Source organism: Bifidobacterium sp. JNUCC 75, assembly GCF_054819865.1.
Genome location: NZ_JBTHIF010000001.1, coordinates 2,185,988 through 2,203,148, shown reverse-complemented (window position 1 = coordinate 2,203,148; position 17,161 = coordinate 2,185,988). Strand labels below are relative to the sequence as shown.

The window sequence follows — 17,161 nt, the reverse complement described above, 5'->3', positions numbered from 1 at the left end:
AGTAAATATGATATTTAAGAAAATAGCATACTTAACTCAGGCAAATGCAGACCAGATCGCTAGAAAATGGCACTATAGTGGCCAATACCACTTTTATGATATGGAAAATGATCCAGAGGATCTTGAAGAGATAATCACTCCGAAGTTACGGGGAAATAAGTATTACCAGGTTTTGAATGATAAAGATGAACTGGTTGGTTATTTTTGCTTGGAAAGGCTTTCAGAGGAAAAAGTAGAAGTTGGTTTAGGATTGAGACCGGATTTGACTGGACACGGGTTGGGATTAAATTTCGTCAAAGGAATCGAAGAATTCATACAGAATAATTTTAATTATAGAATTATTGTTCTTTCAGTAGCCAGCTTCAATAAACGTGCAATTAAAGTTTATCAGGGCGCAGGATTTAAAATAATGGGTTCTAAAATGCAAAAATCGAATGATGGCGTATATGAATTCCTTAATCTAAGCAAGACTATGACTCGGTAATAGGACGTACGAACTTCTCTGAGATCTAAACTGACTAAAAGCTAAACGAATTTTATAGCGTGCACGCAGAAGATCGCCGGGTGTGTAGCCGGTCGTTATTGGGGTAATTAGATGAGAAAGGTGATGTGAAAGCTCTTACATCACCAACAATCCCCCGATAGAAGTGCACTGCTTTCATCCTCATTTCGAATGCATTCAACCTTGTTGCAATGAAATACAGGGTTTGTGCGGTGTCTGTTATTACAGTTTCTAGGGTGAGAGCAGATCGCCTGTCCAGACTGTTGCAGCTTGGCTCGTGAAATGATGCTGATGATGAAGGACCGTATTGGTGGGTACTTGATTTGATCTAAATCAGCTTTGAGTCCTTCAACGAACTCAGGAAGTTCTTACTTGTATCCCGATCTGTCATTTACAGTCTCTTTTAGCTCACGCATTGCATACAGGAACTAATGGTGGTAGACAGGTCCTCCCTGTCCGGCATACTTTCTGCCCGCGTATGAACCATAGGCACATATGAGTACAAGGACGATTGCCAGAGCGGTTCCACAGGTCCAATAGAGCCTGACTCCGCCATAAGCCAGGGCAGCAAGGATCATGACCACGCCCAGAATCATGGAGAGCACCCCGCCAAATTGCTGACAACGGCGCCAAGCCTCGCGGCTGGAGTAGGCACCTGGCACTCGAAAACCGCTGATGCCGTTGGGTCTGATTTTAGGAGCAAGATTGCCGATGACTATTAGAATCAGACCGGTCAATAGCATGGCGACTTTATCGATGCCGAAATCCGTCGGCCACCAGTCCCAATGAGGATCGGCAGCGGCTATGGAGAACGTATCTATAACAGCGAAAACAATCTGCATGCCTAGCCCACCCAGCAGAAAAACGGTTAAGGTATGTCCCGCTTCATCACCACGTTTAATCAAATATGCGCGCAGGACGAGCATGAGGATGGTCCAAATCAGCGCAATGACAAGGCAGAAGCAGGGCATCCAAACCAGCTCCTGGGGAGAACCCCAGCGATCCACCTGGTTCTGTGCATTCCAATGAAGCGGGACGTTTTCATTCGGCAGACGATTGACCACTATGCGGCTTACGCCCAGCATGATTATCCCCGGCAACCACTGAGCCGCGACAAGGGTCGGGACGAACCGACCCGCTTTGCTGCCATCCGCCATGAGAGTCTCCTTAGGACTCGGAAACTGTCGTCGAACCAGTTTCCTTGCTCACAGTCCGCGGCTCGGGCAGACTTCTCTTGTCGCTGGCGCTGGTCCGCAGGCGGTAGAGCCACTGAATAGTGCTGTCCAGCACACTCAGATTGAGTTCGTAGATGACCCTGGTGCCCTGCTTGTGGCCGACAATCAGGTCTGCTTCTTTCAACTTCCGCAGATGATAGGACAGCTTGGATGGCGTCATTCCCAGTTTTTCGGCCAGGCGTCCCGCCTCCATGCCGCCCTGCTCCAAAAGATCCAGCACACGACGACGCAGGGGATCAGCCAGAGCCGCTGTTGTTTCTTGAATAGCCATAAGTCTCCTTTTTCGATGATTTTCTCTAGTATTTGCATGCTAACATTGTTTCAACCAATATTGTATATATTCTTCAACTTTTATGTGCTTTTCGCTCGCTGAGCGCAAAATAATTGACAATCGCTGAGGTTAATAGCTTGCATGGCAATATTAAACTGTTGAATATACCTACTTTTCTGAAGCCAAGGCTGATCGGGGAGAACATTGGCTCAAATCCAGTTAGCCAGACCTGATCCGAGATCATGCTACTATGAATAACTTCGGCGAATAGGAGAATTTGCGGCATGGGCGGAAATGGAATAAAAGTCAACATTGGCAAGGCCGCCATCTTCGATCTCGACGGCACACTTTTGGATTCTATGGGAGTCTGGGAGGAAATCGACCAACGTTTCTTTGCTCGTCGCAACATCCCCATGCCGGACGATTACGCATCTGCAGTGGCCTCCATGCAGACCGGTGCCATTGCCAGATACACCATCGACCGCTTCCACCTTGACGAGCGCCCAGAAGATCTTGTGGAGGAGTGGAACGAGGACGCACTCCTGCTCTACGCCACAGCTGTGCAGCCCAAGCCACATGCACTCGATTACCTGCAGGCGCTAAAAGCCAGCGGTGCCGCTCTGGCTGTGGCAACCAGCCTCCCTCCGCGCCTGCGACAGGCTGCTCTGAAGCACGCTGGGATGACCGATTGTTTCGACCAGGTCTGCAGCGTGGATGATGCCAAAAGCATCGGCAAGGAGGAACCGGAAATCTACCTGTTGGCTTCACGGATGCTGGGCTTCGCGCCCAACCAATGCACAGTGTTCGAGGATCTTTTGGTCGCCGTCGATTCCGCCAAGCGGGCTGGGATGAAGGTCTGGGCCATGTACGACCAGTCTTCGGCCAAGGATTGGGATGCCATTCGCTCTGAGGCCGATGGCGCTATCACTGACTTCGCCCAGGCGCCTGCCATTCTCTGACTCGCTCCGCACCGGCTGGAGCCAGCTGTTACCATGAAAAGCGTCAAGTAGTTTGGTGGAGGCGTTATGGGCAATTCAGGCAGGATAAATGCCGGTTGCTCAAAGTGGCTGTATTCACGTTTGCTCGCTCGTCTGGGATTGCAGAATTGGTGGCCGGCAGAGACCGACTTCGAGATGATGATCGGAGCTGTGCTGGTCCAGCATACGGCCTGGGGAAACGCGGCCATGTCCATCGAGCAGCTGCGCAAGGCCGATCTGCTCAACCCCTGCAACATGGCCGACGTCGATCTGGCAAGGCTGACGAACTTGATCAGATCAAGCGGCTTCATGAAGGCCAAGGCACGCACATGCAAGGCCCTGGCTCAGTGGCTGCTGGCTCACGGCATCCGCACGGCCGATGTGGAGGACTGCGCGGATGAAGGTCTGCGTGACGACCTGCTCACCATTGCCGGGGTTGGACGCGAGACGGCGGATGTCATACGGCTCTATGCCTTCGGCCAGTGCTGCTTCATCTGGGACGCCTATGCACGCCGGATGTTGGACGGTCTGGGGTGGGCCTCCTTGCGGTCATACCAGGAGGGCGAAGAGTACGAGGCGGATTTTATCCGGGTTGATCAATGGCCACTGAATGATCTGCGCGAATACCACGGGCTGATCGTCCAAGCAGGCAAAAACCATCGCAATCCCCAAGCCTATGCCGCCTTCCTTAAGGAACTTGGCAGTCCTGAAAGCTCTTCCAAGTGAGTTGATCCCTAGTGTTTCGACCTATGACGTGAACGCAAGAACGCATAGGTTATGTCACAAAGCATATGACGATACCCCTGTACGCCACCTCTACATAGCACCCCTATGCGGCCCCTATAAAGTACCTATATATGGCTGCACCTTAATGACCGTATTCCGGTGTGACAATCTTGTCCACACCTCTGTGAATCGCGCACAATAAGGCATCGACTTGACTTCAAGCGGATTGAACTTCGTAGACTATGTTTCATCCGCATACTTGGCAGACGGATCCGCCAGGTAGTGAAGAATGGGGAGCAGAGCATGAAGGCAGCAAAGTTTGTGAAGCCGGGCCGGATCGAGCTGGAGGAAGCGCCGATGCCGACCATCGAAAAGCCCGGAGACACCGTGATTCGGATCGTCCGGGCCTGCGTGTGCGGATCCGACCTGTGGTGGTACCGGGGGATTTCCTCAATGCCCTCAGGCAGTCACGTAGGGCACGAAGCCATCGGCTTGGTCGAAAAGGTGGGCTCCGATGTCACCCACGTCAAACCTGGTGACTTCGTCATAGCGCCATTCACCCATGGCTGCGGGCACTGCGCGGCCTGCAGGGCCGGCTTCGACGGTGACTGCCTTGATCCGGACAGGCGGGGGAGCGGCGGCTACCAGAGCGAGTATCTACGATTCACCAATGCGGATTGGGCGCTGGTGCAGATTCCAGGCCGGCCTGAGGACTACAGCGACGATATGCTCAACTCTCTGCTGACCCTCTCCGACGTGATGGCCACGGGTTATCATGCAGCCGCAACTGCCCAGGTCAAAGAAGGCGACACGGTCGTGGTCATGGGCGATGGAGCGGTGGGTCTGTGCGGAGTTATAGCAGCCAAGCTGCGTGGGGCCGAACGCATCATCGCCATGAGCCGGCATGAGGACCGCCAGAAGCTGGCGCGTGAATTCGGAGCCACTGACATCGTGGCTGAACGCGGCGACGCTGCTGTGGAGCAGGTCATGGCTCTCACCGACGGAGCAGGAGCCGATGCAGTTCTGGAATGCGTGGGCACCGAACTGTCCACCGACACTGCTGTCAGAGCAGCCCGGCCCGGCGCAGTAGTCGGCAGGGTCGGCGTACCGCAGCAGGCTACCATGGACACCTCTCAGCTGTTCTGGCGCAATGTTGGGCTGCGAGGAGGCACGGCCGCAGTCACCACATATGACAGGCATCTGCTGCTTGACCAAGTGCTCAAGGGCAGCATCCAGCCAGGCAAGGTCTTCACCAAGCGCTTTGCCTTGGATCACATCCAGGAGGCCTATGAGGCCATGGACCAGCGCACCGCCATCAAATCCCTGCTGCTTGTTAGCGAATGAGGCTGCAGCAGTAATCAGCTGATTCTCGGCGCTGCTGACATTACCGGTGGCGCCGCGTAAGCATGCCTGCCTGAACATGCCTCTTACTCCGAAAAAATCAGGGCCGAGTCAGGGATAATTCAGGGTAAATCAGGGTATTTCATCCCTTCTTTCGCTGATATCAATGGAAGTGACTGATGACGACAAGGATGACCGTCATACAGGGGCAAGCGACGAACGAGGGCACATGACATCTGCGAGGCGAATCAGCATTACTGAGCGTAGATGCCTCGGTCTGGAAGGTTGTCGATGATCAACCAAGGGAAAGATGCAACCATGAATAACCCCAACGTAAGCGAAAGCAGAGGCCCGACACCCACGATTGAAGCTACGGGGCTGTCCATGGTGGTCTCCCCGCGCCGCGGCGATTCACTGACCATTCTCAATGACATCTCATTCACTGCCTATCCGGGGGAGATGACCGGCATCATCGGGCCGTCAGGCAGCGGCAAATCAACTCTGCTGTACTGCCTGGCTGGGCTGGAGAAGGCCACTAGCGGCACTGTGCTTCTGCTGGGCAAGGACATAACCCGTCTGGGGCTGTCGGCCATGACCAAGTTCAGACGCCAGCATCTAGGCTTTGTATTCCAGTCCTACAACCTGATCACCAGCATGACAGTCGAACAGAATCTGGCTCTGCCATTCACCCTTCGCGGATCCCGCTTTCCCAGAAAGACGGCGGATTCACTCTTGAAGTACTTTGGCTTGATCGATCAGAAAAAGCAAAGCGTCACCCTGCTGTCAGGCGGCGAGCAGCAACGTGTTGCCCTGGCCCGCGTCCTGTTATCCGACGCAGACGTGGTATTCGCGGACGAGCCGACTGGCGCCCTGGATCAGGAATCCGGAGAAAAGGTCATATCGGTGCTGAAGGAACTCGCCAACCACGAGAAGAAAACCATCATACTGGTGACGCATAGCAATGAAGTGGCAGGTCAGTGCGATCGGTTGTTTGCCGTGCGCGATGGCCGAATCAGCCAGTCATTCTCTGCGAAAGCGCCCATGGCATGAGAGGCGCTCTGTCCGAACTCAAAGCAGCGCCCATGGTCTGGAGCGCCGTCTTGCTGGCCATGGTCGTATCCCAGACTGTCATCTGCTCCCTCATCGCGATCGCCACGATCATTGATCAGGACTATCAGGGCCCGGAGCAGGTACTTGGATCCACATACACTGGTCCTGCCTTGGCATTCAGCGTGATCATCACCATAGCTGTGCTGCTATGGGTCATGAATTCAGCACTGAATCAACGCCGGCATCAACTGGCGCTCATGGTTTTGCAAGGCGCTCTGCCTTGGCAACTGCTGGCCTGGAATCTGCTGATAGTCATGGGATTATTCATCCTGTCCATTGCAGCCACCTGCCTTTTGCTGCCGGTGATTACGCCCTTGACCTTCGCCATGGTGACAAATCCATTTGATTTGCATTTGACCTATGCCGGCAGCCACCTGTTCGATTCGCTAGGCAAAGGCCTCGCTTTCAGCGCTGCGCCCATCTTCATAAGCACCTTGTTGACTATCCGTTCGCTCTCGAAAATACGACCAATGGAAGCCCTCAGGCAATCCCAGAATCCGCCAAAGCGGATAGGCGTCTTCCGCTTCCTCCTGGGAATCGTATGCTTGATTGGTGCTGGCTGCATGTTGCTGATTCCAGCTTTTGCACTTGCAACTAACCCTCGTGCCAGTCAGATGAGCAGCGATGCCGCTCCAGATCGGATGACGGTATTTCTCGCCTTCGCCATGGGCGGCATGTTCCTCCTGATATTTTCGCTGGCAGCTTTCGCGCCATATCTCCTGCCCGGCTTCACGGCGACATGGACGCGTATTGTAGCGTTGCCATCCAGAACCTGGAGGCTGGCAGGCCAACAGGCTGTCGGCAGCATACAGCGCCAGGGAGCGACGATAATCCCGATGACTGCGGGTCTATCATTGCTGATGACCGTCAGCGGAGGGTTGAGCACAATGATCACCACCTTGCTAGTCGCTTTTCCCCACACACCAGGCAGCGTTCCGGCGACCACAGACATGTTTGCGAGTCTCTTGGCGCTCACTGGACCGCCAATAATCATCGCGATAACAGGTGCAATTGCAGGCACCTTGATCACTTCCAAAGGCAGAGGACTTGATCTGGCGCTGACCTACGTATCAGGTGCTGGAATCGGCCAGCTCAGAGTATTGGGCGCGCTTGACGGCATCATCACTATGATTACCAGCGCACTGTTCTCCCTGGTCATCACATTGCTCTGCACCTCATCCCTGACTTTCATGCTCTCACGCTTCATGGGCAAAGCACAGATGAGCGTGCAATGGGGCGCATGGATCGTAGTGGTGCTCATCGTATCCCTGCTTGGTGCCGCAGCCACAGGAATCCAAGCTCTGACCACCAGGTTCGAGAACTCAGTCAGTGTCATATCTCATGCCATCGGCGAATAATAAAGCCTCGCTGCATGCACGCGAATACATATTTGAGCCACAGCGGGCCTGCCGACCTCTGTCATTCCTCCATGTCTATTGTTAAATAAATTAAGTCGGTATATGCAGCGCTCGGCTTGATGAATTTAATTGGTAGATACAACTGTGAGCACTTGATGGCTTTCCACCAATACAGGTAAACACAGGAGTATGCGACGATTTCCTACACACGAGCATTTGCAAGGCCCATATAGGGTACAGTCGATGGCAAACCGAGACCGGTGACAATCAACCAGTCAAATCTTGTCGACCAGAGACAAACGGAGGACCGTCATGGCGCGACCTACTACCAAGGAAGAACTCATCAAGACGGCTGATGATGGCTTCGACAAACTCCTGGCGCTGCTTGAGCCACTGACACCTGAAGAACGCAATGGCCGCTTTTCCTTCGATCTGAGCAAGGAGAAGGGGGCCCATTGGGCACGCGACAGGAACATCAAGGATGTGCTCGTCCATCTCTACGAGTGGCATCAGCTGTTGTTGAACTGGGTGGAGGACAACCAGCAGGGCAGGACCCACGACTTTCTTCCTGACGGCTACAACTGGCGCAATTACGGCGAGATGAATGTGAAGCTGCGGGACAAGCATGATGACACCACCTATGATCAGGCCTTGAACCTGTTTATCGAATCCCATAAGAAGGTCATGGCCCTGGCGCAATCGTTCACCAACGAGCAGCTATTCACCAAGGGCGCCCTCCCATGGACAGGAAACTCTACCTTGGGCTCTGCCTTCATCTCTTCAACCTCCAGCCATTACGACTGGGCCCTGAAGAAGATACGGAAGTACTTGAAGGGGCGCAAATAAGCGCTAGGATACCTGAAAAGAATCAGTTTCATACAAGACAGTAATGGGTTGCCATGCGACCAGATTCACAGTATGGGCGACCCCAGAAGCAGCATCTCAGCATATTCGTAATAGCAATGAAGCATAACCGCGATAATCGCTTGCATAGCAGTACGCAAGACGATATCTGGGATGTAGACAATACGGAGAAGGACATCATCAGTGAAACGATCTCGCATTGATCCAGATACTGATGATATAAGGCTGATCAAGATGGTGGCTGACGGAAATGAATCGGCTTTTGAAGCACTTTACAATAAGTATGCGCATACCGTCCAAACCTTTATTTCCTTGCGATTATCCGATGATGAGGATGCCAGCGAAGTTTTTGCTGACACTTGGCTGGGCTGCTGGCGTTCCTCAAAAACCTTCCGTGCAGACAGCAAGGTGCTTACCTGGATACTCAGCATTGCCCGACGGCAAATCTATATGAAACGTCGCAAACCGAAACCACCTGACCAAATGGATCAGGTGGAACTTGACTCGATAACCGATGATCAGCTGGAGCCTGTAGAACTGGTCAATAAGGACCTGACGATGGAAATAATACGGCAAAGGATTGATGCACTCCCAGCAGAAATGGCATATACGGTAACCCTGGCTTGGCTCCACGAGTTACCCTACCAGGAAATAGCCTCCCTGCTCGACGTTCCGGTCGGGACTGTGAAATCTCGCATTGCTCGGGCAAGACAGATCCTGCGCCCGCAGTTGACCGACCTCGCTCCAGTCAAAACCCAAAAACTGCAGAGCCAGAGATAATTGAAGGGGTGATTATGGCAGACCGATATAAGAGCACAAGCCCAGATGACACAAGCTCAGTTACCGAACAATACCAGGGTGAAGTTCAGGAGGTTCTTAGAGAGAAAGAGCAAAATGCCCAGCCGGCAGTTCCGACTTTTACTAGCGTAATGAAGGCCATCCACCAGAAGCCGTCGCTGGCAACGGATCAACCGATACCATTCATGCGTCGAGTGCGTTCCTGTGGCCCACTTGTTCTGGCACAATTCCGCCTCATACCGCGATATATCTTACTAGTGGAAATTGCGATAGCAGCGTGCTCTGTTTTAATTAGCAACGTTATGCAAGGCGCACGTTACGGCAGTCTCGGTATGCATATCTTTTCAAATATGCTCATGCTCAACATGGCACTGACCATGATCCTGGTCTTTTCCATTAAAGATGATCGTGAATTAATGCTCAGTATGCCCCTGGGACCTCAAGTTGTAGTAGCTACTAGGCTATTGCTGGCCTTTATCTCCAACATTGTCGTCGGGGGAGTAGCCTTATTGATTGTCACTGCAATCAACCCTGGAATAAGACCCCTGCCAGTTATTGCCCAAACGATAGCCCCCATAACACTCCTGGCGAATATCGTGGCCCTCTTATGCATATGGCAATGCTCTTGGATTGCACTGCTCTTAGGAGTACTTGCACCACTATTGAGAACTTTGCAGAACTTTAGGTCATCATTTTTCCTACCGGCATGGGTCAATTCGGCACCCACTACCGCCGCAGCCTGGGCAGGGTTCATCCTCGTTACAGTGGGACTCATATCTGCTGTTATCCTTACAGCCCCTCTTGCCTGGCATACTCGACTCGCCGGTGGAGATAAAAATTAATGAACCTTTCCATCCTCTCTCGCTACTAACTAAGCAGACGGAACGAGTAGCGAGCAATGTCTGGCGGCAGCCGAGGCCAAAACCAGATATGAGGAAGGTGGACGAGGTTGGCTTTCGTAGGTATACAGCTCAAGAGGCTTTATAGGCTGGTATTACTGCCATTCATACTGACCGCAGGTATCCTTCTTGCGGGCTTCGTACTGGAGGGCATCTGGTCATTGAGCCGCATACGGCCAGTTATGATGGTTCTTACTCAGGTGCCAGTAATTGCTGCTGGCCTATCTACAGCTTTTGTGCTCAATGGTGACCCAATCGTTGAACTTGCTGAGTCAACTCCAACTGGATGGCGGAAAGTTCAAGTGACCAGGCTGCTTATCATTACCGGAGCATTTCTTGCTGCCGCAGGTCTTCTTTTTATCGGCTTGCATATGATGCGGCTTTGGCCACGTGATATGGGATGGGTGAGCATCATTACCCCGGTTGGCAGTATATTCATTGTCAACTGTCTGGTTTTCCTTATAGCCGTACTCACCACGTCTATGCCAACATCGTCGCTGGCTTCCATAGCTATTTGGCTGTTTTTATGTTTTATATGGGATCCATACATCACCGATCCGGTCCGGCAACGACTTCTCCCAATGTTTATTGCAACAGCAGGAGCCATCTTCGGATGGAAAATCTGCAATGATGCGGAGCGCAATGTTATAAAGATGGCAACCCTATGAGGATACTGAGCCTTGTACGCATCACGCTACTGATGTTTTATCGGCGCAAAGCCTTGTGGATAGCCAGCATACCGCTGGCGATCTTCGCCCTCTTTTTGGCCTATGCCTCTCCTATGTCACCTGGATTCAGCAACATAGATGGTCTGGTCTTTACGGGACAGGTTCTTGCTATGTTCACCCCATTGGCATACGCAGCATCTTTTAGCGACCTTATGACCGCCGGCAGGCGAACAGGTATGGACGAACTTGAATCCACCTCCCCCTTGCCGATGGCAGTCATCCGCTCGGCTCATGTCTTGGGAGCCTTGGTTGTCTGCATATCGTCTTCCCTGCTTTTCCTTGTATTGATCGCGGTCCATCAAGCCATCCACGGCAACGGTAAGGCAATACTCGTGGCCCTGGCAGTAGCACTTGTCATACTCTCACCATCAATGCTGATCGCTATGGGGATATCCGCCCTGCTAGGAGCCCTGTTGCCCACAATCGTAGCCCGAATTCTTGCCGTCCTGGTATGGGCCTGGCTGGCTTTCTATACCCCCCTCTTACCACTTCCAACGCTCAACGGTGGCCCTCTGGCCGTTATTGGTGATCCCATTGCGCAGGGATGGTTCCACACAGATCCTATGTACGTACCGGCGAACGGCCCCTTTACCGTCCAATCGGGAGTCATATCCTTGCTCTGGCAGGCGTGTATTATCTTCCTTCTCTTCACTGGCGCAAACATAGCCTCCAACCACATGAAAGTTCGGGTCTGACTATCCACTGACTTTGAAAGGAATTACTCACATGTTTATCTCTATTGACCATCTGACCAAGGATTTTCGGGGGAGACCGGCCGCTTTGAACGATCTGACCATTGATCTTCCACAGGGCATGATAGGGCTTATTGGTCAAAATGGTGCCGGCAAAACAACTCTCATGCGCATTCTCACAGGAATAATCAAACCGACTAAAGGGAAAGTTATTATTGATGGGCAAGACCTGTCATCGCCGGCCAATAGGCGAAATTTAAAACGACACCTGGGTTATCTTCCTCAGCACATCACCCCCTACGACAACCTGACGCCACTTGAATTCCTTGATTATATCGGCATCTTGAAAATGATTGACGACAAACACGTACGGCAGGAGCAGGCACATACCCTCCTGGGACAAGTGGGATTGGAAGACGCGATGAACCTACCTATCCGGGGCCTATCCGGGGGTATGAGGCGCAGGGTTGGCATCGCACAGGCCCTTATGGGCGACCCCCAGCTGCTGGTAGTCGACGAGCCCACAGCAGGGTTGGATCCCGAAGAGCGCATGCGGTTCCGCACACTCCTTGCCCAACTGGGACAGGATCGAACCGTTATCCTCTCCACCCACATACTCGATGATATTGCACAAACCTGCCCTTGGGTGTGCGTATTACGTTTCGGGCGCAAACAGTATGACGGGCCAACAGAGGGGCTGATCCGTGAAGCCGCCGGTCACACCTGGGTCACGCCCCCCATCGCAGCCCCACCGGATAATGCCACAATCATCAACGCGGAACCCACCCCACAGGGGACAAGGTACCGCATAGTCACCGATACCCCGCCCGCAGGCTCTGTCGAAACCGCACCCAACCTTGAGGACGGATATATGGCCTTAGCCAGTGAGCAGCAGATACCGCCTCTTACAAGGACACCCAATACTCAAGTATGAAAGAACGCCGAACAATTATGAAGCGAACCAAGCAGAGCCTCAGGACCCTTTCCCTTATATGCGCCACAATTATGCTGACAGTAGGGGTTGGCGGCTGCACTGATGGCATGAGGCACCCTGAAGAATATTCCACTGATGGAAGCAACAGGGTTGCAGCTACCAGTAACCCACAAACAATTTCCAAAGAAAATCTGGGACACACCTGGCCTCTCAAGGTAGATGAGGGCACCGTATCATGCAAGCTCAGTAAGCATGGAGACCCCATCCTCCGCTTTACCACCTCAGATGGCGCACAGTACGCGCTGAACCAGGTACAAGACAATGAGAATCTCAAAAGCATTGAAACATTAAAATCAGATAAGAGTAAGTCAGTAGGAACTCTGATGAGTTTCGCCTTCTCGGTCTGCGACATATCAAAATAAACCAATTTACAGTGCCCAACAGATAGCCAAACGGTGGGCAACAATGACGACAGGTCATCCAGGTTGACCGCGTGGAGAATGTCCTCACATTGCATTGTCTGTCGCTGATATTACTCATTCATAGCGTCAGGCGAATCCCGCTCACATTGGCCAGTGGAGAAGGCAGTTGCTCACGGATCTTCTGGGTAATCTGCCTGCCATAACTATTGATTCCCCCCCCCCACCAATTGGCTCATAAAATCGCTCGATAAACTGCAAGACAGTGCTTTTGCCAGTACCAGACGGCCCTATAACTCACACAGTCCGATTTTCGATTTCCGCAAACAGTTGTATTGCTGATCTTCTAGTCCCAGCTCTGACACAGCAGTCAACATGTCATCCGAATGGGGGACAGAGATATAGCGACTGGGATGACATAAGAAGCGAGCAGATCTTTTTACTCTCATGGTGTAGCGCCTCCAAAGCAGATTACGGCGATACCAATTGCGCGAACACGAAAGAGAGACAGCATGCAAGATTGCGAAGTCAAGAGACAAGAAGACCCCTTGCCAGTGATTGAGGGTTCACAACCTCCTATCAATCACAAAAAACTCAGCCTGATCATGATTGGACTTATTGTCGCCGTCTCTATGACCAACATAGATTCGACAATCGTCTCCTTATCGAGTCAGGCAGTCCAATCAGGTCTGGGTCTGACCGCAAGCGGCATACAGTGGATTGTCAACGCCTACATGCTGGCTGCGGCCGCCACTTTCCCCATCTGCGGGCATCTGTCTGATCTAGCGGGCTACAAGCGCATCATGCTTTCAGGTACATTCCTTTTTGGAATGGGCAGTTTATGTTGCGGACTTGTTCCTGCAAATTCACTCTCGCTGATGCTGATGATCTTCTCCCGAGCGCTCCAAGGCATTGGTTCAGCCATGATGTTCCCGGCCGCTATCGGTATTCTGTTCTCCTACTCGGCCGAAAACAAGAGGGCCGGAAACATGGCTCTGTTCTTCGCCATCACAGGAGCCATGACATGTTTGGGCCCCATTCTGGGCTCTTGGCTGATTCAATACTCCTGGCGCGACATCTTCTTCATCAATCTACCTCTGGCTCTGGCGGCAATCGCCATGATCGTCACGATGATTCCGAAGGACTCACCCACAACCGAACACGGCAGTCAGCATATTGATTGGGCTGGCGGCCTGGCCGTAGGACTCGCCATGATAGCTCTGATCGTGCCGATTCAACAGGGCAGCACCGTTGGCTGGTCGGATTGGCGCATTATTGCCAGTTTTGGTGCCAGCCTTGTGCTATTCCTGGTGTTCGGCTTCTGGGATTCGCACGTTGACAATCCAATCATTAAACTCAGAATCTTCCGCAACCCACCATTCGACATTTCCCAGCTCGCCATGTTGGTAGCCGCCGTGATCTTCCAACCCATCATGTACTTCCTCAGCGTCTATGGCCTCCTTGCACTCAACCGGTCAACATTGATAACCAGCCTATTCATCCTCTACTTTTTCTTAGGTTTCCTGGTTTCCGCCTTGTTAGGCGCCCAACTCTTCAACAGACATGGCATGAAACCCGTATTGCTGATTGCCGGCTTGATAGCCGCAACGGGTTTCTCCCTCATGTCGCTTACAGCCGGTTCGCTCGATAAAGGACTGCCCTCCAATACCGTCTGGCTGTCACTTTCCATGGTGGTTGCGGGTGCAGGGATCGGATTCATGTTCTCGCCATCATCCACTGATGCGGTCAATCGGGCCATCAACGCCTCTTATGGCGAAGTCACTGCCATCAATCAGACCTTCAAAAACTTCGGCGGCGCCTTAGGCATGGCAATGCTTGGACCATTGTGTACCCATTATTTTGCTCTGGATATTCATAAGGCCTTGGGCAAGTACGGAGTAAGTGCATCCCGAGCGCAAGCCATCGCAGATACTATTGGATCCGGAACTTCGGCAGGTGCTCAATCACAATTCGCCAGTATGCCCCGATCCATGCGGAATATGATCATGCCTCTGATCAGGGCCTCCTATGCCAGCGGTAGCAGCAAGGTCTTCCTAGCAATGGGTTGCCTGTCCTTGCTATTCATTCCCCTGGCTCTCTTGTATCCCCCGAAAAGGCAAGCAAATTTTCGCTGGTAAGACAATCAAAAACCAATGAAGATCCCGGTTTCGAGGCTCGGAAACAGAAAAACCCGACGATTTCTACAGGCATTTTGGCAGTAGGGTGAATAAGTGTGCAAGTCATGGGAGACATGAGTGAAAATCACTGAGGGAATTAATCGAGAAAACCAACAGCAAGACCAGCTTTCAATGAATCTAAATGGTGATTGCGGCGACGGACAACTTGACGCGACCGCAAGAACCGATGCCCAGCGTCGACGTCTTCATAACACCTGGAACTGGTATTTCATTGTGGAAGCAGGCTGCGTAACAGGAGCCGATTGCTTCTTCTCGACTGCAACCATGATCCATAAGCTTGTTTCAAGCCTTCTCATCTTATTGCCCTGCCTATTTTTCATGATCTTGGTTCTGCCTAGGGTATATGACAAGCCTCAAGGGTCTGACCGGCAAACGGCAGATCAGCCAGTAAGCAAAACAGGAGCATATGGTTGGATTTTTGCCCTGCTGACGCTGGTCTGCCTGCCTATGGGCGCCTGGTTGGATGGTACCGCTATTCTGGCTCAGCTGTTTATCGTGCCACAACTCTTTATCGCTTTTTCCTACCTTCCTGCTCTGGGGTTGGTAGGAGTCCTGAATATAGCCTATTTGGCTATGGTCTTGGCTGGGAAAAGGTTCTTGAGTACAGATCTAACCGGCAATCTTATGCTCATGATTCTCGTAGTGGTATTCTCCGCAATGATTGGAAAGTCCTTTAATGTCCTGGCTTTGACCAACGGACATAATCAAATGCTGCTGGACAAAATGGAGTCTCAACAAGAGACGATTCGCAGACTCAGCAGAGCTGAAGGAGCGTCCATCGAGCGTGAACGTGTGGCCAACGAAATGCATGACACGATCGCCCAGTCTTTGACTTCCATTCTGGCCTTGGCCAGGGTAGCTCATGAAGAACTGATCGACGACATACCTGCAGCTCAGAAGCATTTGGAAATGATCGCCAGCACGTCGAAGGGTTCTTTGGATGACACCAGAAGAATGATTGCGGATTCGGCACCGGCTGATCTGGATGGCAGGGACCTGAAGACGGCCCTGGAACGGACAGTGCATGCCACCGCAGCAAAGACAGGTTTTCAATCACAGTGTCGGATTCAACGAACCTTGCCGCCCTTGCCTAAGCAGACCGAGGTCAACCTGCTGCGTATAGTCCAGGAGTCCCTGACTAATATTTCCAAGCATGCCAATGCCCAGCATGTACAGGTGAGCTTGCTTTTGAAAGGGCAGGAACTGTTACAGCTTCGGATCAAGGATGATGGTCGTGGTTTTGATATTCAAAACTTGGATTTCCAGGAGATGGAAAAGGCCGGGCATGGCTATGGTCTGCGAGATATGGCCAAACGAGCTCAAGACGCGGGTGGGCGCTGTACGGTAACCTCAGTTCCCGGGCAAGGCACCTCCATAACTGTAAATATTCCTGTCGAAAGACCAGGTAACTCTACTCGACTATATAAGGAGGAAAGATGATCCGACTTGTCATGGCCGACGACCACCCCATGGTTCGGGAGGGCATACGCAGCATGCTGAAACGCCATGCAGACCTTGAAGTGGTTGCCGAAGCATGTAATGGCGCCCAGGCCATAGAGGCTGTAGCGAAAACACGTCCGGATTTGTTGCTACTCGATCTGCGGATGCCTGATATGAACGGTCCTGAAGTCACCCGGAAAGTGCTGGCTTCTTATCCCAAAACCAAGGTATTGATCCTTACCACTTACGATTCCGACCACGATATTCTGCCGGCCATAGAAGCCGGAGCCAATGGCTATCTGCTGAAAGACGTAGAACCTCATGTCTTGGCCCAAGCTATCCGTGACACTGTTGCAGGGTCCACTGTCCTGAATCCGACCGCCGCGGAAGCAGTCAGCAAGGCGCTGCGCCCTGCGACCAGACCAGCACTGTCCGAACAAGAGACACGTGTGCTGCGCGAGGCCGCCAAAGGCATGACCAATCGGCAAATCGCAGAACACTTATACATCAGCGAGTCAACAGTGAAAACATACTTCAGTCGGATCTTCGCCAAATTGGAGGTCAGCGATCGCACGGCTGCAGTAGCGGAAGCCATCGAAACTCTAGGCTTGAAATCCGAGCAGTAAACCTGCTGGCCTAACTTCCATAACTGGACTAACTTCAATACCC

18 protein-coding genes are annotated in these 17,161 nt (G+C 52.2%); 16 read left to right on the top strand and 2 right to left on the bottom strand.

Features of this window, described 5'->3' with window-relative positions; translation table 11 throughout:
* Nucleotides 1–7 precede the first annotated feature (7 nt).
* Complete coding sequence (locus ACVWNW_RS08820) at nt 8–484, top strand: GNAT family N-acetyltransferase (RefSeq protein ID WP_454482283.1); 477 nt, start codon at nt 8–10, stop codon at nt 482–484.
* Nucleotides 485–930: 446 nt separating this feature from the next.
* Here the strand turns inward: ACVWNW_RS08820 and ACVWNW_RS08815 are convergent, their stop codons facing one another.
* Both ACVWNW_RS08815 and ACVWNW_RS08810 read right to left on the bottom strand, forming a co-directional pair.
* Nucleotides 931–1,659, bottom strand: coding sequence for an SdpI family protein (locus tag ACVWNW_RS08815; protein ID WP_454482281.1), 729 nt, complete (start codon nt 1,657–1,659; stop codon nt 931–933).
* A 10-nt stretch (nt 1,660–1,669) separates the two neighbouring features.
* A complete protein-coding gene (locus tag ACVWNW_RS08810) occupies nt 1,670–2,008 on the bottom strand; it encodes a metalloregulator ArsR/SmtB family transcription factor (protein ID WP_045924406.1) in 339 nt (112 codons plus the stop codon).
* A 284-nt stretch (nt 2,009–2,292) separates the two neighbouring features.
* Between ACVWNW_RS08810 and ACVWNW_RS08805 the strand changes: the two genes are divergently transcribed.
* From ACVWNW_RS08805 to ACVWNW_RS08735, 15 genes are all read left to right on the top strand, one after another.
* Nucleotides 2,293–2,967 carry an HAD family hydrolase gene (locus tag ACVWNW_RS08805; RefSeq protein ID WP_261254367.1) on the top strand — a complete coding sequence of 225 codons (675 nt, stop codon included), beginning with the start codon at nt 2,293–2,295 and terminating at the stop codon, nt 2,965–2,967.
* Nucleotides 2,968–3,087: 120 nt separating this feature from the next.
* Nucleotides 3,088–3,711, top strand: coding sequence for an endonuclease III domain-containing protein (locus ACVWNW_RS08800; protein ID WP_454482278.1), 624 nt, complete (start codon nt 3,088–3,090; stop codon nt 3,709–3,711).
* Nucleotides 3,712–4,014: 303 nt separating this feature from the next.
* On the top strand, nt 4,015–5,055 hold the full coding sequence (locus tag ACVWNW_RS08795; protein ID WP_454482276.1) for a zinc-dependent alcohol dehydrogenase family protein: 1,041 nt from the start codon (nt 4,015–4,017) through the stop codon (nt 5,053–5,055).
* Nucleotides 5,056–5,370: 315 nt separating this feature from the next.
* On the top strand, nt 5,371–6,102 hold the full coding sequence (locus ACVWNW_RS08790; RefSeq protein ID WP_229281689.1) for an ABC transporter ATP-binding protein: 732 nt from the start codon (nt 5,371–5,373) through the stop codon (nt 6,100–6,102).
* A 32-nt stretch (nt 6,103–6,134) separates the two neighbouring features.
* Nucleotides 6,135–7,520, top strand: coding sequence for an ABC transporter permease family protein (locus tag ACVWNW_RS08785; protein ID WP_454482273.1), 1,386 nt, complete (start codon nt 6,135–6,137; stop codon nt 7,518–7,520).
* Nucleotides 7,521–7,832: 312 nt separating this feature from the next.
* Complete coding sequence (locus ACVWNW_RS08780) at nt 7,833–8,366, top strand: ClbS/DfsB family four-helix bundle protein (RefSeq protein ID WP_144177066.1); 534 nt, start codon at nt 7,833–7,835, stop codon at nt 8,364–8,366.
* Nucleotides 8,367–8,567: 201 nt separating this feature from the next.
* Nucleotides 8,568–9,164 carry an RNA polymerase sigma factor gene (locus ACVWNW_RS08775; RefSeq protein ID WP_454482271.1) on the top strand — a complete coding sequence of 199 codons (597 nt, stop codon included), beginning with the start codon at nt 8,568–8,570 and terminating at the stop codon, nt 9,162–9,164.
* 14 nt (nt 9,165–9,178) lie between these two features.
* A complete protein-coding gene (locus tag ACVWNW_RS08770; RefSeq protein WP_454482269.1) occupies nt 9,179–10,024 on the top strand; it encodes a hypothetical protein in 846 nt (281 codons plus the stop codon).
* Between the two features lie 107 nt (nt 10,025–10,131).
* Nucleotides 10,132–10,749: a hypothetical protein gene (locus tag ACVWNW_RS08765; protein ID WP_454482268.1), complete on the top strand. Its 618-nt coding sequence runs from the start codon at nt 10,132–10,134 to the stop codon at nt 10,747–10,749.
* On the top strand, nt 10,746–11,504 hold the full coding sequence (locus tag ACVWNW_RS08760) for a murein hydrolase transporter LrgB (RefSeq protein ID WP_454482266.1): 759 nt from the start codon (nt 10,746–10,748) through the stop codon (nt 11,502–11,504). Before ACVWNW_RS08765 ends, ACVWNW_RS08760 begins: the two co-directional genes overlap by 4 nt.
* A 31-nt stretch (nt 11,505–11,535) precedes the next feature.
* Entirely contained in the window at nt 11,536–12,435 is a 900-nt protein-coding gene (locus ACVWNW_RS08755; protein WP_454482264.1) for an ATP-binding cassette domain-containing protein, read from the top strand.
* A 17-nt stretch (nt 12,436–12,452) separates the two neighbouring features.
* Nucleotides 12,453–12,857 carry a DUF2511 domain-containing protein gene (locus ACVWNW_RS08750; RefSeq protein ID WP_015021789.1) on the top strand — a complete coding sequence of 135 codons (405 nt, stop codon included), beginning with the start codon at nt 12,453–12,455 and terminating at the stop codon, nt 12,855–12,857.
* 509 nt (nt 12,858–13,366) lie between these two features.
* Nucleotides 13,367–14,992, top strand: coding sequence for an MFS transporter (locus ACVWNW_RS08745; RefSeq protein WP_198208556.1), 1,626 nt, complete (start codon nt 13,367–13,369; stop codon nt 14,990–14,992).
* 117 nt (nt 14,993–15,109) lie between these two features.
* On the top strand, nt 15,110–16,492 hold the full coding sequence (locus ACVWNW_RS08740) for a sensor histidine kinase (protein ID WP_454482261.1): 1,383 nt from the start codon (nt 15,110–15,112) through the stop codon (nt 16,490–16,492).
* Nucleotides 16,489–17,118, top strand: a complete 630-nt coding sequence (locus ACVWNW_RS08735) for a response regulator (protein WP_454482259.1) — start codon at nt 16,489–16,491, stop codon at nt 17,116–17,118. Before ACVWNW_RS08740 ends, ACVWNW_RS08735 begins: the two co-directional genes overlap by 4 nt.
* Nucleotides 17,119–17,161: the final 43 nt, after the last annotated feature.